21 protein-coding genes and 2 riboswitches are annotated in these 25,854 nt (G+C 25.1%); of the genes, 15 read left to right on the top strand and 6 right to left on the bottom strand.

Annotation, left to right across the window (positions count from 1 at the left end; translation table 11 throughout):
* Positions 1-4 precede the first annotated feature (4 nt).
* On the bottom strand, positions 5-790 hold the full coding sequence (locus AC07E4_RS16815) for a Cof-type HAD-IIB family hydrolase (protein ID WP_430829680.1): 786 nt from the start codon (positions 788-790) through the stop codon (positions 5-7).
* A gap of 188 nt (positions 791-978) precedes the next feature.
* Between AC07E4_RS16815 and AC07E4_RS16810 the strand changes: the two genes are divergently transcribed.
* Positions 979-1,125, top strand: coding sequence for a small, acid-soluble spore protein, alpha/beta type (locus AC07E4_RS16810; protein ID WP_074432675.1), 147 nt, complete (start codon positions 979-981; stop codon positions 1,123-1,125).
* 66 nt (positions 1,126-1,191) lie between these two features.
* Here the strand turns inward: AC07E4_RS16810 and AC07E4_RS16805 are convergent, their stop codons facing one another.
* Genes AC07E4_RS16805 through AC07E4_RS16795 form a run of 3 tightly spaced genes read right to left on the bottom strand, consistent with a single transcriptional unit; the run spans position 1,192 to position 3,727 of the window.
* Entirely contained in the window at positions 1,192-2,013 is an 822-nt protein-coding gene (locus tag AC07E4_RS16805; protein ID WP_430829681.1) for a MetQ/NlpA family ABC transporter substrate-binding protein, read from the bottom strand.
* Between the two features lie 18 nt (positions 2,014-2,031).
* Positions 2,032-2,697 carry a methionine ABC transporter permease gene (locus tag AC07E4_RS16800; RefSeq protein ID WP_278245496.1) on the bottom strand — a complete coding sequence of 222 codons (666 nt, stop codon included), beginning with the start codon at positions 2,695-2,697 and terminating at the stop codon, positions 2,032-2,034.
* Positions 2,690-3,727: a methionine ABC transporter ATP-binding protein gene (locus tag AC07E4_RS16795; RefSeq protein WP_478217020.1), complete on the bottom strand. Its 1,038-nt coding sequence runs from the start codon at positions 3,725-3,727 to the stop codon at positions 2,690-2,692. The genes AC07E4_RS16800 and AC07E4_RS16795 overlap by 8 nt, the downstream gene beginning before the upstream one ends.
* Before the next feature lie 137 nt (positions 3,728-3,864).
* Positions 3,865-3,963, bottom strand: a riboswitch (SAM riboswitch).
* A 62-nt stretch (positions 3,964-4,025) separates the two neighbouring features.
* Positions 4,026-4,124, bottom strand: a riboswitch (SAM riboswitch).
* A gap of 203 nt (positions 4,125-4,327) precedes the next feature.
* Between AC07E4_RS16795 and AC07E4_RS16790 the strand changes: the two genes are divergently transcribed.
* The 3 genes from AC07E4_RS16790 (at position 4,328) to AC07E4_RS16780 (ending at position 7,139) form a co-directional block, all read left to right on the top strand.
* Positions 4,328-5,116: a polysaccharide deacetylase family protein gene (locus tag AC07E4_RS16790; RefSeq protein ID WP_430829683.1), complete on the top strand. Its 789-nt coding sequence runs from the start codon at positions 4,328-4,330 to the stop codon at positions 5,114-5,116.
* 628 nt (positions 5,117-5,744) lie between these two features.
* Positions 5,745-6,542, top strand: coding sequence for a YhfC family intramembrane metalloprotease (locus tag AC07E4_RS16785; RefSeq protein WP_034440278.1), 798 nt, complete (start codon positions 5,745-5,747; stop codon positions 6,540-6,542).
* Between the two features lie 63 nt (positions 6,543-6,605).
* Positions 6,606-7,139, top strand: coding sequence for an isochorismatase family protein (locus AC07E4_RS16780; protein WP_034440277.1), 534 nt, complete (start codon positions 6,606-6,608; stop codon positions 7,137-7,139).
* A gap of 251 nt (positions 7,140-7,390) precedes the next feature.
* Here the strand turns inward: AC07E4_RS16780 and AC07E4_RS16775 are convergent, their stop codons facing one another.
* Positions 7,391-7,912 carry a GNAT family N-acetyltransferase gene (locus AC07E4_RS16775; protein ID WP_430829685.1) on the bottom strand — a complete coding sequence of 174 codons (522 nt, stop codon included), beginning with the start codon at positions 7,910-7,912 and terminating at the stop codon, positions 7,391-7,393.
* Positions 7,913-8,544: 632 nt separating this feature from the next.
* Here AC07E4_RS16775 and AC07E4_RS16770 point away from each other — a divergent pair.
* The 9 genes from AC07E4_RS16770 (at position 8,545) to recJ (ending at position 22,690) form a co-directional block, all read left to right on the top strand.
* Positions 8,545-9,258: a metallophosphoesterase family protein gene (locus tag AC07E4_RS16770; RefSeq protein ID WP_478217019.1), complete on the top strand. Its 714-nt coding sequence runs from the start codon at positions 8,545-8,547 to the stop codon at positions 9,256-9,258.
* A gap of 194 nt (positions 9,259-9,452) precedes the next feature.
* Positions 9,453-10,247, top strand: coding sequence for a hypothetical protein (locus AC07E4_RS16765; protein WP_430829687.1), 795 nt, complete (start codon positions 9,453-9,455; stop codon positions 10,245-10,247).
* 35 nt (positions 10,248-10,282) lie between these two features.
* Positions 10,283-11,395 (top strand): AAA family ATPase, encoded by a 1,113-nt coding sequence (locus AC07E4_RS16760; protein ID WP_478217018.1) that lies wholly within the window; start codon positions 10,283-10,285, stop codon positions 11,393-11,395.
* An 11-nt stretch (positions 11,396-11,406) separates the two neighbouring features.
* The gene (locus tag AC07E4_RS16755) at positions 11,407-12,771 is read left to right on the top strand and encodes a vWA domain-containing protein (RefSeq protein ID WP_478217017.1); all 1,365 of its coding nucleotides are present in this window, start codon (positions 11,407-11,409) and stop codon (positions 12,769-12,771) included.
* Positions 12,772-13,306: 535 nt separating this feature from the next.
* Positions 13,307-14,359, top strand: coding sequence for a tRNA 2-selenouridine(34) synthase MnmH (gene mnmH / locus AC07E4_RS16750; protein WP_034440266.1), 1,053 nt, complete (start codon positions 13,307-13,309; stop codon positions 14,357-14,359).
* 96 nt (positions 14,360-14,455) lie between these two features.
* Positions 14,456-16,399, top strand: coding sequence for a DNA gyrase/topoisomerase IV subunit B (locus tag AC07E4_RS16745; protein ID WP_034440265.1), 1,944 nt, complete (start codon positions 14,456-14,458; stop codon positions 16,397-16,399).
* Positions 16,400-16,412: 13 nt separating this feature from the next.
* Positions 16,413-19,316: a DNA topoisomerase IV subunit A gene (locus tag AC07E4_RS16740; protein WP_478217016.1), complete on the top strand. Its 2,904-nt coding sequence runs from the start codon at positions 16,413-16,415 to the stop codon at positions 19,314-19,316.
* A 26-nt stretch (positions 19,317-19,342) separates the two neighbouring features.
* Positions 19,343-20,560: a M16 family metallopeptidase gene (locus AC07E4_RS16735; RefSeq protein WP_478217015.1), complete on the top strand. Its 1,218-nt coding sequence runs from the start codon at positions 19,343-19,345 to the stop codon at positions 20,558-20,560.
* 363 nt (positions 20,561-20,923) lie between these two features.
* The gene (recJ, locus tag AC07E4_RS16730; RefSeq protein WP_478217014.1) at positions 20,924-22,690 is read left to right on the top strand and encodes a single-stranded-DNA-specific exonuclease RecJ; all 1,767 of its coding nucleotides are present in this window, start codon (positions 20,924-20,926) and stop codon (positions 22,688-22,690) included.
* 308 nt (positions 22,691-22,998) lie between these two features.
* On the opposite strand, the gene AC07E4_RS16725 is transcribed toward recJ, so the two are convergent.
* Positions 22,999-23,496 (bottom strand): QueT transporter family protein, encoded by a 498-nt coding sequence (locus AC07E4_RS16725; RefSeq protein ID WP_034440260.1) that lies wholly within the window; start codon positions 23,494-23,496, stop codon positions 22,999-23,001.
* 564 nt (positions 23,497-24,060) lie between these two features.
* Here AC07E4_RS16725 and AC07E4_RS16720 point away from each other — a divergent pair.
* Positions 24,061-24,504 (top strand): MarR family winged helix-turn-helix transcriptional regulator, encoded by a 444-nt coding sequence (locus tag AC07E4_RS16720; protein ID WP_478217013.1) that lies wholly within the window; start codon positions 24,061-24,063, stop codon positions 24,502-24,504.
* Positions 24,497-25,840, top strand: a complete 1,344-nt coding sequence (locus tag AC07E4_RS16715) for an MATE family efflux transporter (RefSeq protein WP_034440257.1) — start codon at positions 24,497-24,499, stop codon at positions 25,838-25,840. The genes AC07E4_RS16720 and AC07E4_RS16715 overlap by 8 nt, the downstream gene beginning before the upstream one ends.
* The last annotated feature ends 14 nt before the right edge of the window (positions 25,841-25,854 follow it).

Genomic DNA, 25,854 nt, shown 5'->3' with positions numbered 1-25,854 from the left:
TATTTTATATTACATTTTCATTTATAGCTTTAATAACTCCATAATTTTCATTTGTATCAGCTAGATAATTACTTACTCTTTTTACTGCATCTACAGCATTTCCCATGGCATAGCTATATTTAGAGCACTTAAGCATTTCAAGATCGTTATAGTAATCACCAAAAGACATTGTTTCATCAAAAGATATATTTAATTTGTTTTGAAGAAATTTAATTGCAACACCCTTATTAGCATCTTTATTCATAATATCAAGCCAAATATCTCCTGAAGTGACAACTTTAAATTGTTCACCATAGATTTTGTTAAAGATATTGTAAGAATTATTATTTGCACCATCAAAATCACATAAAGTAAATTTTAGAATTTCATCATCAATTAAAGAAAAATCAGAGACAACTTCAACTTTTTCAAAGTATTTTTTTACTTCATCATGAACAAATTTTTCATTAGTTTCTAAATAAGCAGCTTTTTTACCACAAAGTAAAACATAACAGTTATCCAAAGATCTACCAAGACAGCATAGCTCATTAAGAATATCATTAGCAATACAATTAGAATATAACTCTTTACCATTTTGCATAATGTATGTACCATTTTCCGCCGCAAATATAATGTCATATTTAACTTTATCAAATGTTTTTAGTAAATTTTGATATTGTCTTCCAGAAGCAGCTACAAATGTTATGTTTTTATCCTTTAATTTACTTAGAGTTTCATAGAAATCTTCATGTAATATTCCATTTGAATCCAATAAAGTACCATCCATATCACTAGCAATTAATTTTACCATCTCAATCACCTTTTCCTAAGTATTTATAATAATTATCTTATGTTAAATTTTCATTAGTAAATAGATTATAATACAAACTAAAACAAAAATAAAAAGATTCAAAAAAGGGAAAAATCAGAAGATGTATAATTTTCAGCTAAATACAAATGATAAATATTGAAAAATTTATTATTAAAGGAGTAGTTAAAATGTCACATAAAAATAATAAAAATAGTAAAGACAATAAAAAGGCAGGTCAAAAAACTAAAAAGGAATTAGAAAAAATGAAAATGGAAACTTCTAATGAAATAGGGGTTTCAAATGAATCTAAAAAATTAGGTAAAAGTGCTAAATAAAATTTAATAAAGTATAAAAAATATGAACTAATTTGTATTAGTTCATATTTTTTTATAGAAACTTAATTAATTACTAGGTATAACTGCTTTACCATATCTTTCTCTAATAAAATTTTTAGTTTCATCACTTTTTAAAAAATCAACAAGTTCTTTGAGTGTTTCATTATCTTTATTATCTTCACGAGTAGCGATTATATTTACATGTTTTTCTATATCAGATATTTCTTCAAGAAATAAAACATTATTTGTATCTAGCTTTGACTCTAAAGCATAATTTCCATTTATTATGGCCAAGGATACTTCATCTAATAATCTAGGCAATTGTGCAGCTTCAACAGTTTTGATTTTAAAGTTTTTGGGATTTTTTTCTATATCTTTTTCTGTTTGAATATCAGAATTTGAATTTTTTAAAGTTATTAAGTTATTTTTTTCTAACAATTTTAAAGCTCTAGTTCCGTTTGAATTATCATTGGGAATTGCAATAATATCACCACTTTTTAATTCATCAATTTTTTTTATTTTATTTGAATATGCAGCTAAAGGCTCAGCATGAATACCACCAACAGAAACTATACTTGCATTATTCTTCTTATTAAAATCTTCCATGTAAGGAACATGTTGAAAATAATTTGCATCTAATTCACCAGAAGCTAAAGATTTATTTGGTATTACATAATCAGTAAATATCTTTACTTGTATATCAATACCTTTAGATTTTAAGTTTTCCTTAGCAAAATTTAAAATTTCTCCATGAGGAGTTGGAGATGCTCCAATAATTAATGTCTTAGCATCAGATTTTTCTTTTGAATTATCTGATGTAGATGCACAACCTAGTAGTAGAATTGAAATCATAGCTATAGAAATAAATTTAAAATAAGATTTTTTCATAAATGTTACCTCCGCAATTTATAATATTTTTTTATTCGATTTTTTTGCAATATGATTACCAGTGATTTGAATTAATTGTACTAGCAATATTAAAATCACAATAGTTGCTAATATAATTTTATTGTTATAGCGCATATATCCTTCACGAATAGCATAGTCTCCAATACCTTCACCACCTACAGCACCAGCCATGGCAGAATAACCAATAATATTTATTATGGTAAGTGTTATATTTGATATAAGAGAAGGAAAAGCTTCTGGTATAAGAACTTTAAATATAATTTGAGATTTAGTAGCACCACAAGCTAAAGAAGCTTCAATTATGCCAAAGGGGATTTCTCTTAATGAAGATTCAATAATTCTAGCAACAAAAGGTGCGCTAGCTATAGATAAAGGAACAATTGATGCTGTAGTACCTATAGTTGTGCCAATTATAAATTTAGAAATAGGGAACAATGCAACTATTAAAATAATAAAAGGTATAGACCTAAGTATATTTACAATAGTACTTAAAAAAGAATATAGCTTACTATTTTCACTAATGTGTCCTTTAGAAGTAATAGTAAGTATTATTCCTATTGGTACACCAATAATTAATGAGATAATAGTAGAAAATGAAACCATATAAATAGTTTGCAATAATGGCTTAATTGTAGAATTTAATATATTAAATAGTTCAGTCAAAATTAATCACCTCTACTTCAACTTGCATAGATTTTAAAAACTTAGTAATAGAATTAATAGTATCTAAATCATTATTAAGTGTTATTATAAGACTTCCAACTTGAGTTTCTTGAATTACATCTATACAACCACAGATAATATTGAACTCTACTTCGAATTTTTTTGAAAGCTCATGAATAACAGGAGAAGTTGCGCTAATTCCTTTAAAAGTTAACTTAAGCATTATGTTTGGATAAAATTTATCTTTAAGACTATTAGGAATACTTAAATTCTTATCAAAAAAAGAATTAGAAATTTCAGTTTTAGGATTTGAAAATACATCTAAAACTAATCCTTCTTCAACTATTTTGCCATCTTGCATAACAGCAACTTTATTACAAATCTTTTTAATTACATCCATTTCATGGGTAATTAAAACTATAGTTATATTAAATTTCTTATTTATTAATTTAAGTAAATTTAATATGGAATCTGTAGTACTTGGATCTAACGCTGATGTTGCCTCATCACACAAAATTATTTTAGGATTAGTACTAAGACATCTAGCTATGCCTACTCTTTGCTTTTGACCACCAGATAATTGGGATGGGTAAGAGTATTTCTTATCTTTTAAATCTACTAATTCTAAAAGTTCATTAACTTTTTTATCAATATATGGTTTAGGAACTTTATTAAGTTTTAGTGGAAATGCAACATTATCATATACAGTAGAATTCATTAGCAAATTAAAGTGTTGAAATATAATACCTATTTGTTTTCTTACTTCTCTTAATTTGTTAGATGATAACTTTGTAATATCTATAATGTTATGAGTTGTACTATTAATTGTTAAATTATCTAGTAAAACTTCACCTTTAGTAGGCTTTTCAAGAAGATTTATACATCTTAATAAGGAAGATTTGCCAGCACCACTAAGTCCAATTATTCCATAAATATCACCTTCATTTACTTTTAAATTTAAATTGTCAACAGCTATAACATTAGAATTCTTAGAATTATATATTTTAGTTAAATTTTTAATGGTTATCATATTAAAAATCGCTTCCTTTCAGTGAATTAATTAAATAAAGCAATATATATATTACATAAAAAGTTAGAATTTAATAATAAATAGTTTTTATCACATAATATAAAAAATCCCCTCTTGAAAGACAAGAGGGGATTTTTCTCTTATCTTTCGGTAAAAAACCGCTGGAATTAGCACCAATGCAAAATGCTGGTTGCTGGGCTTCATAGGGCCAGTCCCTCTGCCACTCTGGATAAGAATATATTAAGTTTTTATTTTAAATATAAAAAAACCTCTTGAAAAATAAGAGGATAGATAACTTCTCTTATCTTTCGGTAAAAACCGCTGGAATTAGCACCAATGCAAAATGCTGGTTGCCGGATTTCATAGGGCCAGATCCCTCAATCACTCAAAATAAGAATTTAATATTTAGTTTATGATTTAATTATATAAGAAAATTTTGAAAAGTCAACACAATATTGGAAAATAAAAAACAAATATATTTAAATAATTATAAACTCAGTAATAAATAACCTTCTAATGTGTAAGAATATTAATTTTAAATAAGAAGATAATATAGTTATAAATATATGAGAATTTGAAAAAGAAAGAAGATGAATAAATTTGAAAAAGAGTAAAGCAATTATAAGTTTTTGTATTTGTGCAATTATGATTTTAACTTCATTTAGTGTTTTAGGGTATATGGATGATATTAAAGAAAACAATGAGGATAATAAAATAGTATACTTAACTTTTGATGATGGACCAACTGAAAATACATTGGAAATTTTAAAAATATTAGAAGAAGAAGATGTTAAGGCCACATTTTTTGTTATAGGAGAACTTGCAAATACAAACAAAGAAATATTAAAGAAAGTAGAAGAAAATGGAAATTCTATATGTGTACATACCAATACTCATAAAAATGAAAATTATAGAAGTAAAGAAATTTATTTTAAAGATTATGATGCTGCATATAGTAAGTTAAAAGAATTATTAGAAAAGGAACCTTGTAATTTTATGAGGATGCCTGGAGGTTCAAGTACAGGTGTTCCGAGCAAAGTAGTTTTAAAATCAATAAGAGATGAACTGAATAATAGAAAAATAAATTATGTGGATTGGAATGTATCAATTGAAGATGCAATGGGCATAAATATTCCAGTGGAAAGATTACTGTGTAATTATAGGAAAGAAATGAGTAAGAAAAATTTAGATAAAGAAAGAATTGTAATTTTAATGCATGATGGAGCTTCAAACAGTACCACACCAAAAGCTCTTCCAAGTATAATAAAAGATTTAAAGAAAAATGGATATAAATTTAAAACTATACAAGATATAGATGAAAATGAGTTTATAAATTTAACAGAAAAGAAATTAATAAATAGATATAATGAAGAGAAAGAAATTAATTAATAAAATAATAAAAATAGCAAGTATTATACTTGCTATTTTTATTATATACAAAATTTATAATTTAGTTTTGTATAAGTATTTAAATAAATATGTAGTTATACAAAAGTTTAATTAAATTTAAAATTAAACTTTTGAATATTATAAAATTAAGTTAATTATAATTTAAAAATATAGACAATAAATATTATAAATAATATAATGTATAGAAAGTATGTAAAATATTCAAATAATAAATTAATCATTTATATAGGAATCCAATATGAAAAATGTAATTATTCTTATTTCAATTGGAAAAAAAGATTTAAACTATTATACAAAAATTAACTATTAACGATGAGCAGTTAATAATGAAGGATAAAATTGAAGTATCAATTTTTTAATCAATTTGTATAATAAATTTCAAAGTAAATTATTTAAACACCATATAAAAACTAGTTTTTATATACTTCTATTTTTAGATATTAGGAACAAAGTGAGTAATATATACCATAACTTTAACTTTTTACTTGGTTCCAAATATAAATATAGTAATAAACTATAATATCACTAGTATTATTTGATAAGGATGTTATTTTAAATTTGAACTTGGAACCCTATATTTTATAAAATTTCATAAAAGGAGAAGGATATGGTAGGTATTGATTCTATTATATTTATTGTTATTACATTTGTATTAAGTGCTATAATGCCAATAATTCTTATTATATACGGTAAAAGAAAGTATAAAATTGATTTGAAATATGCATTTGTAGGAATTATAGCATTTATTGTATCTACACAACTTTTAGAAGCACCACTACATCATTATTTTTTATATCAAAATGAAAAAACTTCACAAATTTTAACTAATCCTATTTTCTATATGATTTATGCTGGACTTATGGCAGGTATATTTGAAGAAAGTGCAAGATATATAAGTTTTAGATGGATATTAAAGAAAAATAAATCATACAAAAATTCAGTAGCATATGGTATTGGGCATGGAGGAATAGAAGCAGTTCTAGTAGCTGGAGTTATGTATTTTAATAATATTATTGCAGTAATTCAAATAAACAACGGAACTTTTGACAATTTAATAAATGCTGCTAGTGGAACTTTAAAGTCAAGTTTAACTTTAGTAAAAACTCAGTTAATTAATGCACCATCTTATACGTGGGGAATAGCTGGAATTGAAAGAGTGTGCACTATAATAATCCAAATAGGATTGTCAATGCTTATTTTCTATAGTATAAAAGAACGAAAAAGAATATATTTTTTCTTAGGAATTTTATTACATGCTGCAGTTGACTTTGTAGTTGCATTATATCAAATAGGAAGTATAAAGAACATAGCTTTTGTAGAAGAATACTTAATATTAATTGCAGTAATAACATTAATTATAATATACAAAAAAAGAAAAATATTTATAAATACTGATGATATATAAAGTGATAATTATAAATTATAATTACATTTAATATATAAGCATAATTATGAGGTGAATAATATTATGAGAGCATTAATAGTATTAGATATGCAAAAACATATCTTAAGTCAAAAAAATTTCAAGGAAGAAAAGGATAATATAAAAAAAGTCATAGATATATGCAAAAGTAAAAATGATAAAGTTATTTTTGTAAGGCATATAGAAGCAGACAATGATAGTCCTTTAAATGAAAGCAGTAATCGTTCTGAGATACATGAAGAATTCGCTGAGGATTATGATGAAATTATTGAGAAAACAACTCCAAGTGCTTTTTATAAAACAAACTTAGATAATATATTAAAAGAAAGTAATGTTGATGAAGTTGTAATAGTAGGCTTCAATACAGAGTTTTGCTGTATGTTTACAGCTATAGTAGCATTTGAAAGAGGATATAAAGTTACGTTCATAGAAGATGCAACTGGCACAATAAATAATAGTGAAATATATGATATGGAAGATTTAGATATTAAAGATTTAGTGGGAACAGTGTTAAATTGGTCTAAAACTGTAGAAGTTTTATATGTAGATGAATTTATAGAAAATGAAAAAAATAAATAATTATATAAGGGGCTATATAAAAATTAAATAATTAGCTCTAAAAATAAAATGACCAAATTCAAAAAATGAATTTGGTCATTTTGTGCATAATATTATTTATGAAACATATAAACAATAAATTTAATAATATTATACATATCCATCAATTAAGATTGCCAATTTTTTTAGAAAATATAACACCTAATGATGATTCAGTAATATTATTTTAATAACTCTTTTATAATTTAAGCTTGTTTTGAAAATTCAGATATTTATTCTTGTTTTAATAATGATAATATTAATACATCATGGCATTTAGATGATGTATAATAAGCTTTTCTCTTAGTGCCTTCTAATTTAAAATTTAAAGATGTAAGCAAAGAATAAGCAATTTTATTATTATCTAATATAGAGATTTCAATTCTTTCAACTCCTATTGAAAAAAGTTTTTCAATAAAAATATTCAAAGCTTCCTTCATGTAACCATTTCTTTTACCATTGTTTAAAGCAAATTCTAAATTTACAATATTTCTTTTCTTATTTAAAAATTTACTTCTTATAAAACCAATGCTAGAGTTATCTTCTTTTAAGGTTAATATAAGGTATATTTCATTATTGTTTTTAATAGTATTTTTTATATCTTGTATTTCAGTATGATTAGAAATGTCATCAAAAGAATTCACTATAGAAAAATTTTTAATAAGTTCATTACTTTTAATATTATATATAAAATTAGAATCTTTAAGTGTAACAGGTCTTAAATATAACCTATTACTTTCACAAAATAAATACATAAAATTCCCCCTTAATATATTGTAAAATAATCAAAGTTATTGAATATATAGATAAAAACCTATTATCATGAACTTAATGTTAATTTTAGAATGTACATATCATTACTAATGAGACTAAAGCATAAAAATTTTCACATTTAAAACTAATTAATAATTAACAATGCTTATAGACATAACTGAAAATTCAAATCACCATTATAATGGTTAGACTTATCTAATTAAAAATCATTTTTATTCATTCTAAAATGATTTTGAGCTAGTCTAACTCTTGAGAGTGTCCAAGTTTTGAAGCTAATAAATTTAAAGATGAATATGGACCCCTATATATTTATAAGATAAATAGAAAATCTAGCAATAATAGGTAAAATTTATAAGATAAGAATATTTTAACATTTATTATTAAAAATTTAAATGATAATATAAGTTCAAATATTAAAAAATAAATGATTTAAACTCTATAAAGTATATTTAGCCCATATAAAGGATAAAATAATTGTTAGGATAATGTGAATTTGAACAACTTTTTAAGGAAAGTTGTGTAAATAGAATAAGATGATATAATAGAAATAACAAATAATTAAGAAAATTTAGAAAATAATGAATTGATTTTCGGAATGAAGGAGAGTTGGACTATGGGGAAGGAAACAATACTAGTTATTGCTGATATTCATAGCAATATACATGCATTTAATACTTTTTTAAAATATGCAGAAGAAAAAAATGTAGAAAAAATTTTAAACCTAGGAGACTTTGTTCAAGAAGGACCTAATCCAGTTGAAGTTTTTGATATTGTTATGAATGATAAGAGGTTTATAAATATTTTAGGAAATACTGATTACTCATTAATAACAGGTGATTGTGAAGAATTTACAGAAGGAGAAAAGGAACATCAACAGTGGAATATAAATATTTTAGGTGAAGAGAGAATTCAAAAATTAAAAACAGTTCCAACAGAGAGAATCGTTGAAATAAAGAATAAGAAAATACTTATGGTACATTCTAGGATAGATAGTATGAATGAACTTCCAGTATTATATAAAGAAGCAACTTTGGATGAATTTACTAAAGATTATGGAGATTTGTGTGATTATGTGATAATAGGACATAGTCATTGTCAAACACTTGTAAAGCACTGGATAGGAAAACCAGTGTTAAACCCTGGTTCAATAGGCTGTTCAAGAGACGGATTTGTAAGTTTTGCTGAAATGGATTTTTATGATAATGGCGTGGTTGATATAATATTTAAGAATTTAAAATATGATATAGACTTTAATGTAATGGAATTCTTTAAAAATAATGTTCCAGATAAAGATAATATAATGAAAGTTTTCTATAAAATGAATTAATAAAAAAACAAAAAAATGTAAAGGTTAGCATCTATAAAATTTTAGCTTTTATAAGAAGATTATAATAGCTAAAATTTTATGGATTTTTTGTCTTAATAATAGGTATAGTAGTAAAATATAAGGGGATAGACAAAAATAATAAAAGGTATATAATTATAATTAAGTAATAACAATTATTAATAAGGGGTAATTTTATGAATGAATCTGAAAAAATAAATATGTTAAAAAGTAATCCAATACTTATAAAAAAAATAGAAAATCCAACTAATGAAATGAAATTAGCAGCTTTACAAGGAAATGGAACAGTTATTAGATATATAAAAAATCCAAGTGAAGAAATGAATTTAGTTGCAGTTAAAAGTAATATTTGGGCAATCGAATATATTGAAAATCCAACTTATGAAATTAAAGAATATGTAGTTAAAGCAGCTTGGAATACGTTGAAATTTATAAAGAATCCAGAAGAAAGTTTAATAATAGAAGGAATAAATCAAAAAGGATGGTCAATACAATATATAAATAATCCTAAAATAGAAACACAAAGATTAGCAATTGAAAAGGATTATGACTCTATAAAATATATAAAAAATCCAAGTGAAGAAATTCAAATGTTGGCTATAGAGAAAAATTATGATGCTATAAGATACATAGAAAAACCTACATTTGCTGCTGAATGTTTTGCAGTTGAAAGAAATGAAGCAGCAATTAAATTTATAAGAAATATAAATAATGATAAAAAGATAGAATTTTTAAAAAGAAATATATTATCTATAAAGTACATTAATATAGAGGGGTTAAACATAGAAAATGCAATAAAAGAAGTTATTTCAGAAGAAATAGTGAGCGAAAAATATATAAGAGATTTTATAAATTGCGATGTAATAGATAAAAGTAATGATAATATATCTATGGATAAAATTTTATTTATCCATAAGTATGGAAGCAAAAGAGCAAAATCTATTGCTGTAGATGAAATGTTAAAATTTTAAAATTTAGTTTTTAAACAAAAGAAAGGGTGGAGTATATGAATTTTAAAGATACATTGTTAAGTGCTGAATTAGTTATAAAAAGTAATGAAGTACCACTAATTGTAGGGGAGAGTGGTATAGGTAAAACTGCATTAGCAAAAGAGTTGTCAATTAAAAATGATTGGAGATTAGTGGTTATAGATGGTAATTTACTTAAAGAAGGTGAAATAGGTGGATTACCATCTATTGAAGACTATACTTATATAGAAAATGAACAAAAAAAGACAAAAAAAAGAACTGTATATGCAGTGCATACTAAATTACAGGAAATAGAAAATTTAACTTTGAGTGGACAAGATGTGTTGTTATTCATAGATGAAATTAATAGATGTGAACATACAGTTCAGCAAGAACTTATGAATTTGATACTAAATAGAGAGATAAATGGTTATCATCTTAATTCAAGTGTTAAGATATTAGCTGCAATGAATCCATCTAGTAAGTATGGTGGAGATTTTGATTATCAAGTTGTAGATATGGATCCAGCACAAGAAGATAGATTTGTTTGGCTATATATGGAAAGTGATGCTAATAACTGGATTAGGTGGGCTAGTAGCAATGAAATAGAAGATTCTGTAATAGAATTTATTTCAACATTTCCGAATTATTTAAGCAGTCATGATGATGAAGAAAATATACAATCTACACCAAGAAGTTTTGAAAGAGTTTCAAAATGTTATAAAATTTATAAGGAATCCAAAGGAGAAATATCTAAAAAAGTGTTTTTAAACGTTCTAAAGGGTAATTTAGGAAATAGAATTGCAAGTGAATTTATGGCATTTATTGAAGAGGGTACAAATCCTTTAATTAATTATAAAGATATATTTAATGATGATAAAATATCAAATAATTTAAAAGCAAGAGTTCAAAATGAACCACATACTAGACTTTATTTAAGTGCAAAAAATATTTTAAAAGTATTAGATAATAATTTTTCAGAAAATGAGATAAATAGATTTGTTGAATTTTTAAATCTTTATCCATTAGATCTAAAAATAGGTGTAATGCAAGAAATAAAACAAAGTTATTCTAATTTTTATAAGGTACTTATAGAAAATGATGAATTTATTGAAATGTATTTTGATTCATATAATGAGATAGTAAGTTAGGGTGATTTAAAGTGGATAAATTTTATTCTAATAGAGATTATTTATATAACTTAATATGTAATATAAATAATATAGATGATATTCCAAGAGAGTTTGAGAAGGAGTTTCTAAAGTTTATTGATAAAATAACATTATCGCTTCTTCAAAATAAAAATAACTTTTATGGTCATTTTTTGATACAAATGAAAAGAAAAATAAAATATGATATGGCTAGTCCTACTGGTGTAGATATAGACTTTTCAAAATATATAATATATTTCAATCCTATATTATTTTTAAACCTTACACTTGAACAAATGCAAGGTACCATTAAGCATGAAATACATCATATAATATATTTACATCTTATAAGAAAAAAAGAGTTAATTAATAAGTATAGCACTTTGGCTTTAAATATGGCTATGGATATTGTAGTTAATCAGTATATAGACTATTTACCACCATATGCAATTACATTAGAAACTGTTAATTTAAAATATAACTTAAGTTTAGAGCCATATCAATCTATGGAATATTATGTACAAAAGATTCAAGAAGAATTGAACTTGATGGATGTTAATGAAGAGGCAGAAGAAGATGATTCAAAGGAAAATGAGTTAGAGAAAGAATATGATATATCAAAAACTCATGATATTTGGAATAGTAATATTGAGATAGATGAAAATATAATAAAAGATGTAACAAGAAAATCAATAGAATTTTCTCAAAAGGGTGATATACCAATATATGTTGAAAATGCGTTAAAAAATTTAAAAAATACTAAGAGTGAAATATCATGGAATCTTGTTTTAAAAAGAATTATGGGAACTATTCAATGTGGAAAGAATAAAACTATAATGAGAAGAAATAGGCGTCAACCAGATAGAGTTGATTTAAGAGGAGAATTATCAAAAAAAATTGCTAAAGTATTAGTAGCCATAGACATAAGTGGGAGTATAAGTGATGATGAATATAATTTAGCTGTAAAAGAAATAATAAATATAGTTAAAAATTATAACTATGAAATAATTATATTAGAATGTGATACAGAAATAAGAAGAGAATATAAAATAAGTAATTTAAAGGATATAAGAAAAAGACTAAACACTAGAGGTGGAACAAAATTTTCACCAATATTTAAAAGAGCAAATGAGATAAATCCTAATGTAGTAATATATTTTACAGATGGAAAAGGAGAAGAAACTTTAGCTGTTAAACCTAAAGGATATAAAGTACTTTGGGTTTTAAATGAAAAAAATGATGTGATTTCATTAAAAGAACCTATAGGCATTATAAAAAAACTTAAGTATATAGAAGAAAAAGAAGAATATGTAGATATTCTAGATGTGAGAAGTGATGGATGGTCAATGAATAATCAACAACCTATATATGATTAAATTTTAGACAATGATATTATCATTGTCTATTTGTTTTGAAGTATATAAACTTTTAAATATGTGTATATATTTACTAAAATATACTATATAATAATTGATATTGTATAATGTTTAAAGGTAGTGGATAAAAATATAACTATGTAAATGTTATACTTAAAAATTAATCTGAACAAATAAAATTTAAATTTTTATAAATAAGTGTACTAATAGTTAGCTTATTGACATTTTCATATATTAACTATTAAAATATAAATTTGAAAAGAATAGTTAATTCAATTCATAATTCATAATGCATAAGCACATATAAATAAAGTAAATTTATATTTTACAAACCTATAGAATATCCAATTTGATTTTTAAAATTATTTATTCTAAATTTTATAAATGGAACATTAAAATAATTAAATTACTAAATAAAAGTATAAGTTTTAAACAAAGAAACATTATTTAATTAATATATAAATACATAAAAACTAATTTATAAAAAGCAAAATTTGTGAATTGTGAACTGTGAATTGAAGAGTTGGAGGAATTAATGTTTAATACAATAAAATATGAGGATCTTAAAGGAAATTACATTTTAGTAGATGTAAGAAGTCCTAAAGAATATGATGAATATACTATACCAGGAGCCATAAATATACCATTATTCAGTGATGAAGAAAGAGCGTTAGTAGGTACTATATATAAGCAAGAATCTACAGAAAAAGCTAAAAAGGTAGGTATAGAAATTGTTTCTAAGAGATTACCTAAGATATACAATGATTTTTTAGAACTTGAGAAAAAATATGGTAAGATAGTATTGTTTTGTGCAAGAGGCGGTATGAGAAGTGGATCGTTAGCTTCATTATTACATTCTTTAGGTATGAGAGTAGAAAGAATAAAAGGTGGATATAAAGGATATAGAGAATATATTAGAGAAGTACTTCCTAAGATTAATGAAGATATTACATATGTTGTACTTCATGGAAATACAGGTGTAGGAAAAACTGAAATTTTAAAAAAGCTTAAAATAGATGGATATGATACTTTAGATTTAGAAGGATTTGCAAATCATAGAGGTTCAATTTTAGGTGCGGTAGGTCTTGGAGAAGTAAATTCTCAGAAAAAATTTGAAAGTTTGATTTTTAGTGAGCTAAAAAGCAGAAAAACAAATTATATTTTTATAGAAGCAGAAAGCAAAAGAATTGGAAGAGTAATAATTCCGGAATACATACATAATAAAATGAAAGATGGTATACATATATTTGTTGATGCTGATATTAACTTTAGAGCTAATCTTATAATTAATGAATACACAAAAAGTGTTAAATCTAATGAAGAAATATGTAATTCATTAATAAGAATTAATAAAATTTTAAGTAAAGAAACATTAGAGGATTATTGTACTCGAGTGATGAATAATGATTATGAAGAAGTTGTAAAAGAACTTATGATTAAATATTATGATCCAATGTATATGCATAGTGCAAATACATATAAATACGAAAAAAATATTATAGTTGAAACAATTGAAGATGCATCAAAAGAATTAGAACAATTTATAGATAGTTATTTGAAAAATGAAGAGATAGATAATATATTTTAAAAGTAAATATGTAAATTAAATAGAAAATAATCATTATGCGATAGAGCATTTTGATTTTTTCTTTTCTTACTTTTATATGTACTGGGAGGTAAAAGAATGAAAGAAACTAATAGCTATGAAGTTACCGACTTAACCTCTTTGGAAAAATTAGAGCCTGTTAGAGTTAGACCAGGAATGTATATTGGAACTACTGGAACAAAGGGCTTACATCATTGCATTTGGGAAATATTAGATAATGCTATAGATGAAGTTGCTAATGGATATGGTGATAAAGCAGAGGTTATTTTAAATAAAGATAAAAGTGTAACAATTATAGATAATGGAAGAGGAATTCCAACAGGAATACATCCTATAAAAAAGAAATCTGGAGTAGAGATGGTTTATACAGAGCTACACACAGGTGGAAAATTTAATAATTCAAACTATAAAACGTCAGGAGGACTTCATGGTGTAGGTGCAGCAGTTGTTAATGCACTATCTTCTTGGCTTGAGGTTGAAGTTAAGCAAAAGGGAAAAATATTTAAACAAAGATTTGAATATGCCTATGACAAAGATTTAAAAAAGAAAATGCCAGGTACTCCAGTTACTGGACTTGAAGAAATTGGAACAACTAAAAAAAGTGGAACAAAAGTCACTTTTATGGCTGATAAGGAAGTTTTTGGTAATATAGATTTTAAGTTTGATATAATTGATGAGAGACTTCAAGAACTTGCATTTCAAAATAAAGGAATAACTTTAGTTTTAAGAGATGAAAGAAAAGAAGAAGTTGAAGAAAAGGTATATCATTCAGATAGAGGACTTTTAGATTTTATTGATTATTTAAATGAAAGCAAGACTATACTTCACAAAGAACCTATTTTTTTTAGTGGAGAAAAATCTATAAATGGACTTAATTTAGAGGGAGAAGTATGCATTCAATTTACAGATTCAAGTACAGAATATATAGCGAGTTATGTAAATAATATTCCAACAACAGAAGCTGGAACACATGAAACAGGTTTTAAAACTGGAATGACTAGAATATTTAAAGAATGGACTAAAAAACTTAACCTTTTAAAGGAAAAGGAAAAAGAGTTTGAAGGCGATGATCTTAGAGAAGGAATGACTGCTATTGTTAGAATAAAAGTAAGTAATCCTATATTTGAAGGTCAAACAAAAACTAAACTTGGAAATGTAGAAGCATATTCAATGATGAATGAACTTTGCTATCAAAAAATTGGTGAATGGATAGAAGATAATAAAGAAATAGCTACAATTATAATAAATAATGCAATATATGCTTCTCAACGTAGAGAAAAGATAAAAAAAATTAATGAAGCAGAGAAAAAAAAGATAGGAAATGGAACATCACCACTTGCAGGTAAAATTGCAGTATGTACATTGAAAAATAAAGATGTAACTGAATTTATTGTTGTTGAGGGAGATTCAGCTGGTGGAAGTGCAAAACAAGCTAGAGATAGAAGATTTCAGAGCATAATGCCTTCAAAAGGTAAAATAATGAATACGGAAAAACAAAAGTTAGAAAATGTAATAGCTAGTGAAGAACTTAAATTGTTTAATACAGCAATAGGAACAGGGATATTAGATAATTACAATGAAGAACAATTAAGATATAATAAAATAATAATTTTAAGTGATGCTGACGTTGATGGATATCATATTAGAACATTGTGGATGACATATATTTATAGATATATGAGACCATTAATTCAAAATGGACACTTATATATAGCATTGCCACCATTATATAAAGTGTATAAAAACGTTAAAAATAAAGAAGTGTGCAAATATGCTTATAGTGATGATGAACTAGAAAAAGCTAAAAAGGAAATAGGAAAAGGAGCATTAATTCAAAGGTATAAAGGACTTGGAGAAATGAATCCAGATCAATTGTGGGATACTACACTAAATCCTGAAACAAGAACACTTCAAAGAGTTACAATAGAAGATGCAGCAAAAGCAGAAAAAATGATTTCACTTTTAATGGGTGATGTGGTAGAGCCAAGAAAAAATTATATGTATAAATATGCAGAATTTTAGGAGGTGTTAAGATATGGCTAAAAAGATAGATAATAATATACCTGTAGATAATAATATTATAAATACTCCTATAGATGAAGCTATGCCAGAAAATTATCTTCCATATGCTGTAGAAGTTTCTAAAGATAGAGCACTTCCAGATGTAAGAGATGGCTTAAAACCTGTTCATAGAAGAATACTTTATGGAGCATATATGTTAAAAGCATATCCAGATAAACCATATTATAAATCTGCAAGAATTGTTGGAGATATACTTGGAAAATATCATCCACATGGCGATACTTCTGTATATGATGCAATGGTAATATTAGCACAGAATTTCTCCACAAGAATGCAACTTATAGATGGACATGGTAACTGGGGAAGTATTGATGGTGATAATGCTGCAGCAATGCGTTATACAGAGGCAAGACTTTCAAATATTTCTATGGAAATGTTAAGAGATATAGAAAAAGATGTAGTTGATATGCAGCTTAACTATTCAGATACAGAGAAAGAACCTACTGTATTACCAGCAAGATATCCTAATTTATTAGTAAACGGAACATTTGGAATAGCAGTTGGACTTGCTACAAATATACCACCTCATAATTTAGGTGAAGTTATAGATGGATCTTTAGCTTATATAGATAACAATGATATAACAACTAAGGAACTAATGGATTATATTAAAGGACCGGATTTACCTACAGGTGGAATAATTATAGGAAAAAAAGCTATTTTAACAGCTTATGAAACTGGAGAAGGTAAGGTAACACTAAGATCTAAAACTAATATAGAGACATTAGAAAATGGAAGAATGGCAATAGTTATTACTGAGTTTCCATATAGAAAAAATAAATCTAAAATACTTCAAAGTATATCGGATATGACTGGCGATAAAAAACATTCAAAAGCATTAGATGTAATATCAGATATAAGAGATGAGTCAGATAGAAATGGAACTAGAGCAGTTATTGAGTTTAAAAAAAATGCTAACTTAGAAATTGTGGAGAAAGTTGAAAAATATTTATTTAAGAAGACAGAATTACAGTGCAACTTATCTTTTAACATGGTTGCACTTGCTGACGGAAAACCTGAAACTTTAAGTTTAAAAGCTATAATAAGACATTATATAAATCATCAAAAAGATGTTGTAACTAGAAGAACAAAAAGAGAACTTGAAATAGCAGAAAGAAGATTTCATATAGTTGAGGGTTTTATAAAAGCAATAAGTATTATGGATGAAGTTATAAAAACAATAAGAGCTTCAAAATCTAAGAAAGATGCAGCTATAAACTTAATAAATAACTTTGGATTTACAGAAATTCAATCTGAAGCTATATTAGAACTTATGTTATATAGATTAACTGGACTTGAAATAAAAACTTTTGAAAAAGAATATAAAGAATTAGAAAGTTTGATGAGAAAGTTAAGAAAAATATTAAGTAATGAAAAAGAATTGTTAAAGGTTATAAAGAATGAATTAATAGGAATCAAAGAAAAATACGATGATGGGCGTAAAACAAGCATAGTAGAAAATGATAATGAAGCTAAAATTGAAATAGAAGAACTTATTATTGAAGAAGATGTAGTTATAACAATTTCAAATGAAGGTTTTATAAAAAGAATACCACAAAAATCCTTTGTAAGAACATCGCAAGATGTAAATGATATAGAGTATAGAGAAGGCGACTTCAATAAATATCTTTTAGAAGGTAATACTAAGAATACAATGCTTATTTTTACTTCTCAAGGAAATATGTATCAACTTAAAATAGATACTATACCAGAATTTAAGTGGAAAGAAAAAGGCGAAAGAATAGAAAATATAATAAAAAATATAGATTTATCAAAAGAAGAAATTGTAGAGACATATGTATTAGAAAACTTTACAAATCCTAGAGATGTTTTACTATTTACATCCTTAGGTATGATGAAAAAGACTGAGATAAGCAAATTCGATACTAATTATTCTAAAATAGTAGCGTTAAAATTAAGAAATGACGAAAAGTTAGTAAAAGTAGATATTGTACCTAAAGATAGAGAAAATCAGTTTATAGAAATTACTACTAAAGAGGGTTTATGTTTTACTGCTGAAGAACCTAATATGGAACCAACGGAGAGAAATGTATTAGGCATAGAAATAGCTTCACTACCAATTAATGATGAGATAATATCTATTGATTATAAAGATACCTATAGTTATAAAGAATTTTATATAAATGTTAATGATAAGAATTCAATAAGAACGTCACAAAGAACTACACAAGATAAAATTTGTGTTTTAACAAGTAGTGTAGAAGATATACTTATCTTTACTGAAAATGGAATTGCATATAAAATTAAAGGATATATGTTGCAAAATAAAAATAAGAAAGTATTTTCTTTAGGTGATTTTGTAAAAGATTATTCTAAGGAAAATAATATAATATCAGTAATATCTTTAAAAAACTACGATAATTTTAATTTTTATTTTATAACAGAAAATGGACTTATAAAAAGAACTTTATCAAATGAATTTGAAGGTGAGTATAAAGACATTTTAGGATATAAAATAAAAGGTGAAGATAAATTGATAAAAGTAATAAAGGAAGATAGCGAATCAGATGTTTTATTAATCACTAAAAAAGCTATGGCAATAAAATTTCCTTTAGAAAGCATAAACCCTATGGGGAAAAATGCTAGTGGAGTTACTGGAATTAGTTTAAAAGATGAAGATAAAGTTAAATTTGTAGATGTGGTTTCAGAAAGAAAAAATTCTAATAAAGATGAAATTTGTGTAGATGAAATAAATACTTATATTAATTTAGTAAGTAAAAGTGGAAAAAACAAAAAACTTCTTATAAGTGAAATATCATCTCAAAATAGAGCTGGAAGAGGAAAAAATATAATGCAACTAATGGATGATGAAATAGAAGTAGTTACAAGAGAGTAAATTAATATAAGAAAAGTGGGGGGAAAATGAAAAAATTTATATTGGATAATGGTATAAAAATAATATATAAAAAAAATGAAAATAATATAACTTCATTTACTATAGCTGTAAATGCTGGAGCAATAGTAGAAGATAGTAATGAATATGGAATAAGTCATGCAGTTGAACATATGGTCTTTAAAGGAACAAAAAATAGAACTGAAATAGAGATAAATAGAGAATGTGATAATATTTTTGGATTTCATAATGCCATGACTAATTATCCCTATGTAGTATATTATGGTACATGTTTAAACGAGGACTTTGAAAAGGGAATTGATATATATAGTGATATAGTGTTAAATCCAAATTTTGATGAAAAGAATTTTGAAGAAGAAATTTCAGTTATATGTGAAGAACTTAAGGAATGGAAAGATGATACTTCTCAGTATTGTGAAGATAAGCTATTTTTAAATGGATTTAATAATAGAAGGATAAAAGAGCTTATAATAGGAAATGAAAACAGTATTAAAAATTTTACAATAAAAGACTTAAAAGATTTTTATCAAAAACATTATAAGTCAGAAAATATGACAATATCTGTAGTTTCTTCTTTAGACTTTGATAAAGTAGTAAGTATTATAAAAAAATACTTTAATATTGAAAGTAATAAAAATGATGAAATAGATAAGAAAGTATCATTATACGAAGAAAATAAAAGTGGTGTATTTGTTGAAAACAAAGATGGCATAAACTCTTGTAAAATTCAATATGTATTTCCAATACATGAATTAAATAATAGAGAAATAGCTTTGCTTAGAATATTTAATTCATATTTTGGTGAAGGAACTAGTTCCATTTTATATGATGAAGTTAGAACTAAGAAGGGCTTAGTTTATGACATTAATGCAAGATTAAAGAATGAGTTAGGAATAAAGTTATATACTATAAATCTTGGAACATCACATGAAAATATAGATACAGCAATAGAAATAATAAACAAAGAAATAGAAAAAGTTAAAAATATAAGCAATGTATTTGATGAAGAAAAGATAAATAGCATAATAAAAACTTGTAAACTTAAAAGAATATTAGGGTTAGAAAAGTCTATAACAATGAGTTTTAATATAGCAACATATGAATTAATGTATGGTGATTGTAATATTCTTTTTGAAGAATTTAATATAGAAAATGTTACAGAAGAAGAAATTTTAAATGTAGTGAATAAAGTATTAAAAAATCCAAGCATACAAATAATTAAATAAATATAAACAAACAGGGTAGTGATATCCTGTTTGTTTTATATTTCTATTTTAAATATTATGAATGAAATGAATAATATTTAAAATAACTATTCACTTTTCACTCTTACTTCTTACTTAGTTCCAAATATAAATGATAGGAATAAATTTGTTATTTTGAATTTGAACTTGGAACCCTATAGTGAATGTTAAGGAAAGTAATTTTTAGATAATAGTTTTTAAATATAAGCTATATAATATTTAAAGCAAATGTGTTAAAATTGATTTGTTTGTAGATTTATATTTAGATGATATAGCTTCGGATTTATTCGGAGTTTTTTAAATACGAAGATTAATTTATAAATAGATAATTTAGGTGGTGGTATATTGAGAAGTAAGTGGATGCTTAGAACTACTAATGCAAATCTAAGAGAAGTTGGGAAAAAAGTAGGGGTAAACCCTTTAATAGCAAAAATTATGATTAATAGACAAATAAATACTATAGATGAAATGAAGAAGTTTATAAATCCATCGTTAGACAATTTATATGATCCTTTTTTAATGAGGGGGATGGATGAAGGAACAGAAATAATAAAAAATGCCATTTTACAAAATGAAAAAGTAATGATATATGGCGATTATGATGCTGATGGAGTTACAAGCACTGTAATTTTATATAAGGCATTAACTACATGTGATGCGGAAGCAAGTTACTATATACCAGATAGGGAAAATGAAGGATATGGTCTATCTACGTCTAGACTTGAGAAAATGTATGATGAAGGATATAGAACTATAATAACTTGTGACAATGGAATATCTGCTGTAGAACAAGTTAAAAGAGCAAAAGAACTTGGAATGACAATAGTTATTACTGATCATCATGAATTACCATTTGAAGAGCAAGAAAATGGTGAAAGAATTTATAAAACACCAAATGCAGATGTGGTTATAAATCCTAAACAAGAAGACTGTGAATATCCATTTAAGCAACTTTGTGGAGCTGGAATAGCCTTTAAATTTGCAGAAGGTTTATATAGAAAAATGAATATATCTGAAAAAAAGGCTTATGAATTAATAGAAATAGCAGGTATAGGAACTATATGTGATGTTGTTGATTTAGTAGATGAAAATAGAGTCATAGCAAAAAATGCATTAAATAGATTAAAAGATACTGATAATTTAGGAATATGTGCACTAAAAGATGCTCTAAATATTAAAGGTGAAGTTTCATCTTATCATATAGGTTTTTTAATAGGACCATGCATTAATGCTACAGGTAGACTTGAAACTGCATTTTTATCAGTAGATTTGTTTTTAGCAGCGGATGAAAATAAAGCAAAAGAACTTGCTAGCACTTTAGTTGATTTAAATAAAAAGAGACAAGAACTCACAAATGAAGCAGTTGAAGAAGTAATAGAAATGATAGAAAGTTCTAATCTTATAAATGATAAAGTGTTGGTAGTTTATAATGAGAAAATACATGAAAGTATAGCAGGAATAGTAGCAGGAAGAATAAAAGAAAGGTATAACTTGCCTACTATTGTTTTAACAAAAGGTAAAGAAATGCCTAAAGGCTCAGCGCGTTCTATACCTGAATTTAATATGTTTGAAGAACTTATTAAATGCAAAGAGTATTTAGAAAAATTTGGTGGACATCCAATGGCAGCAGGTTTATCTATAAAGGAAGAAAATATAGATAAGTTTAGAAAATATATTAATGATTGTTGTACATTAACAGAAGATGATTTAATATATAAGATACGCATAGATGAAAGATTAGAATTTAAAAATATAGACTTTAAATTAATAGATGAAATTAAAGTTTTAGAACCTTTTGGAAAAGGCAATGCAAGTCCTGTATTGGCTGAAAAAAATGTAGCTGTAGAAAAAATAAGTATACTAGGTGAGAATAAAAACACATTAAAATTAAGATGTAGAATAAATGGTACTAATAGATACATAGATGGAATTTGTTTTAATAAGGTTGATGAGTTTATAGAAGAAATGAAAGAAGCATATGGTGAAAGTTATGAATATATGTTAGAAAATCCTTGTGGAATGAAAATGGACTTAATATTTACACCATCTATAAATGAATACAATGGAAATGTGTCTATACAATTAAAAATAAATAATTTTAAAATAAAATAAAAAAAGGAGCTGTCGAATTAGTAGATAACAAATCTACTAACGACAGCTCATTTTTTATATATTGTATGATACATTTAATATAAAAGTTATGTTGATAGACAAAATGAGTGGAAACATTATGAAAAGTAAATGGATCATGATGTTAATATTGTAGTTATTATTGAAAAAAGATACATTAGAGATATGAAGTGGTTTTTCACATGGTAAAGTATTTTTGAAGTTAAACAATAAATAAAAGTAGCAAGGTATTCTTGCTACTTTTTCCCTTATTTTAACATCTATTTTATAAAAATATAATTTTTAATATTTTAATTTGAAAAAACTTTTTTTACATAAGAGTTTTTCTCTATAAATGACATTATAGGAAGACCTACACCATAACAACATATAAGTTGTCCCAGTCCTACATAAAGCATATTTAAAACTAATGGAACATTTTGAACGTATAATACTTTTAACATAGTTCCAATTATTAATGCATTAATTAACACTGGTGGTAATGGAGCAAGTAACTTTTTATGTTTTAAATTACTTTTTCCAATTTTGTAGGTTAAATAAGCACCTAATAAAGTTGCTATAGATCCAAAAATTAAATCAGGAATTCCCATAGGACTTATTATATTAGATAATACACATCCTAAAAAAAGTCCAACAATTGCATAAGGTGAGAAATAAGGCAAAACTGTTAATCCTTCTGCAATTCTAAATTGAATAGGCCCATAGCTCATAAAGTTAAGACCTACAGTAAGTGTTGCATAAATAGCTGCTAAAAGAGCTGAAAATGCAATTTTTTTTGTTTTATTCATAATAATACCTCCATAGTTTTGTTTTAGGACAGGATGGTTACGAACTGTCCTTAGTTAATTGCCAAACATTATTATATGATTTTATTTAATTAAAATCAAGGTTAACTTTCATAAATAAATCAAATATATTCAAATAAAATTATTACTATAAAAATAAATTAATAAAGATGTAGCTATGAAGAAGCTACATCTTATTAGGACATCTATATATTCTATAGATAATAGTAACGGACAAATTTTATATTATCACAATTTATTAATAGAATCTAAAAGTATTTACAGTTTATATAAATAATAATATACCTATAGGAAAAGACAAATTGAATTTAGTTAGTAAAAATTTAATTTGTAAATTATCTAGTATTGAAAGACTTATGATTTTCTCTATATATAATATATAAAGCTATAAGTATCACTTGGTAAAGACATTATTTGAATGTATAAAGTTTATATTTAATATTAAATTGTAAGTAATTTAATTGACAAATAATAAAAAGTTGATATAATAGTACGAGTTGGTACTAAATTAGTATTAACTCGTACTATTTTTGGAAGGGTGATGTTATGAGAAGTAGTAAAGAGTTTAATGAACATATTCTATTAGGTAGATTAGAATCTAAAATTTATTACGAATGGTGTCAGAAAAAAGGTATTTCATATTCTTTATTACAAATATTAGATTTGTTATATGAGTACCCTGGTGGTGTAGAGGCTAAATTTATAAGTGAAACTATGTTTATTTATAAACAAACACTGACAGGACTTTTAAAACAATTACATAATAATGGATATATAAAAACTGAAAAAGATATCATTGATAAAAGAAGAAAACTGATATCTCTTACAGACAAAGGAACCATATATGTAGAAAGTATTTTAAATGATTTGTATAAGAAAGAAGATTTAGTTTTTAACTGCTTAAATGATGAAGAAAAAATTACTTTTAACAAACTATACAAAAAAATAGTTACAAATTTGCAAAAAGAGTTAGGTGAGGAAAGTGAGTAAACAATTTGATTTAGTAAAGGATAATGAGAAAAAACTATTTTTCCGTTATCTTATTCCAGGATTATTAGGAATGATAATGTTATCAGGATATGTTTTTGTTGATGCATTATGTGTTGGTAGAGCATTAGGTGGAAAGGGACTAGCTGCATTAAATGTTAGTACACCATCTATTTCATTAATGTATGCAACAGGATTTTTATTTGCAACAGGTTCAGCAACATTATATTCTATATTTAAGGGGAAAAAAGAAGACAAGACGGCAAAAGAAATTTATACTTTTGGATTTGTATGTGCATTAATAGTTGGATTAATTTATGCAATCTTAGGTTTAATATTTATTGAAAAAATTGCTTATTTTTTAGGGGCGACTAAAAATAACATATCATTTACTAAACAATATCTAGGTACAATATTATTATTTGCGCCATTCTTTGTAATAGATATTTTTATGAATGTATTTGTGCGTAATGACAAAGCACCTCATATAGCTATGATGGCAACAATTGGTTGTTGTTCGCTTAATGTAGTTTTAGATGTGCTATTTGTATTTGGTTTTGGAATGGGAATGTTTGGTGCGGGACTAGCTACAGCTTTATCAGCCGTACTTAGTGTTATTATTAATTTTTCATATTCTTTAACTAAAAAATCAGGAATTAAACTTGTTAAATTTAAACCACAATTTAAAATTTTAAAAAGAATATTATCTAATGGAATAAGTAGTTTTATTAGTGAAATGTCTGTTGGAATTGTTACTATAGCTTTTAATAAAGTAATATTAAATTTAATTGGAGATATCGGTGTATCATCCTATGGAATTATAGCAAATATTAATTTAATTTTCTTTTCTATATTTATGGGTACAGCTCAAACTATTCAGCCTTTAGTAAGTGTTAATTATGGTGCTGAGAAAATAGAAAGAGTATTTAAGTTCTTTAAGTTGGGTGTTGTTTTTTCAACTTTAGCAGGAGTTGTATTTACAACTATTTGTGTAGCGTTCCCATATGAATTATCATCTATATTTGTAAAGGATAAAGAAATTATAGATATAACAGCAAATGCTATAAAAGTTTATGGAATTGCATATTTATTTATGGGAATAAATATTTTATTTGATGCATTCTTCTATTCTGTAGAAAAACCAAAGTTTGCAGTAACTATTTCTTTATCACGTGCGTTAATAATTGTATTAATTATGCTATTTACTTTATCCAATATGCTTGGTATTAAAGGTGTTTGGATTACTGTTCCAATTACAGAGATAATAACTATAGTTATAGGTGCAAACTTATTCTTAAGTTATAAAAAAATATATAATTTAAAAACACAAGTAAACTAAATAATAAAGGAATA

Source organism: Clostridium amazonense (assembly GCF_056431285.1).
Note: the sequence above shows the minus strand (reverse complement) of the source record. Positions and strands in the feature narration are given on the sequence as shown.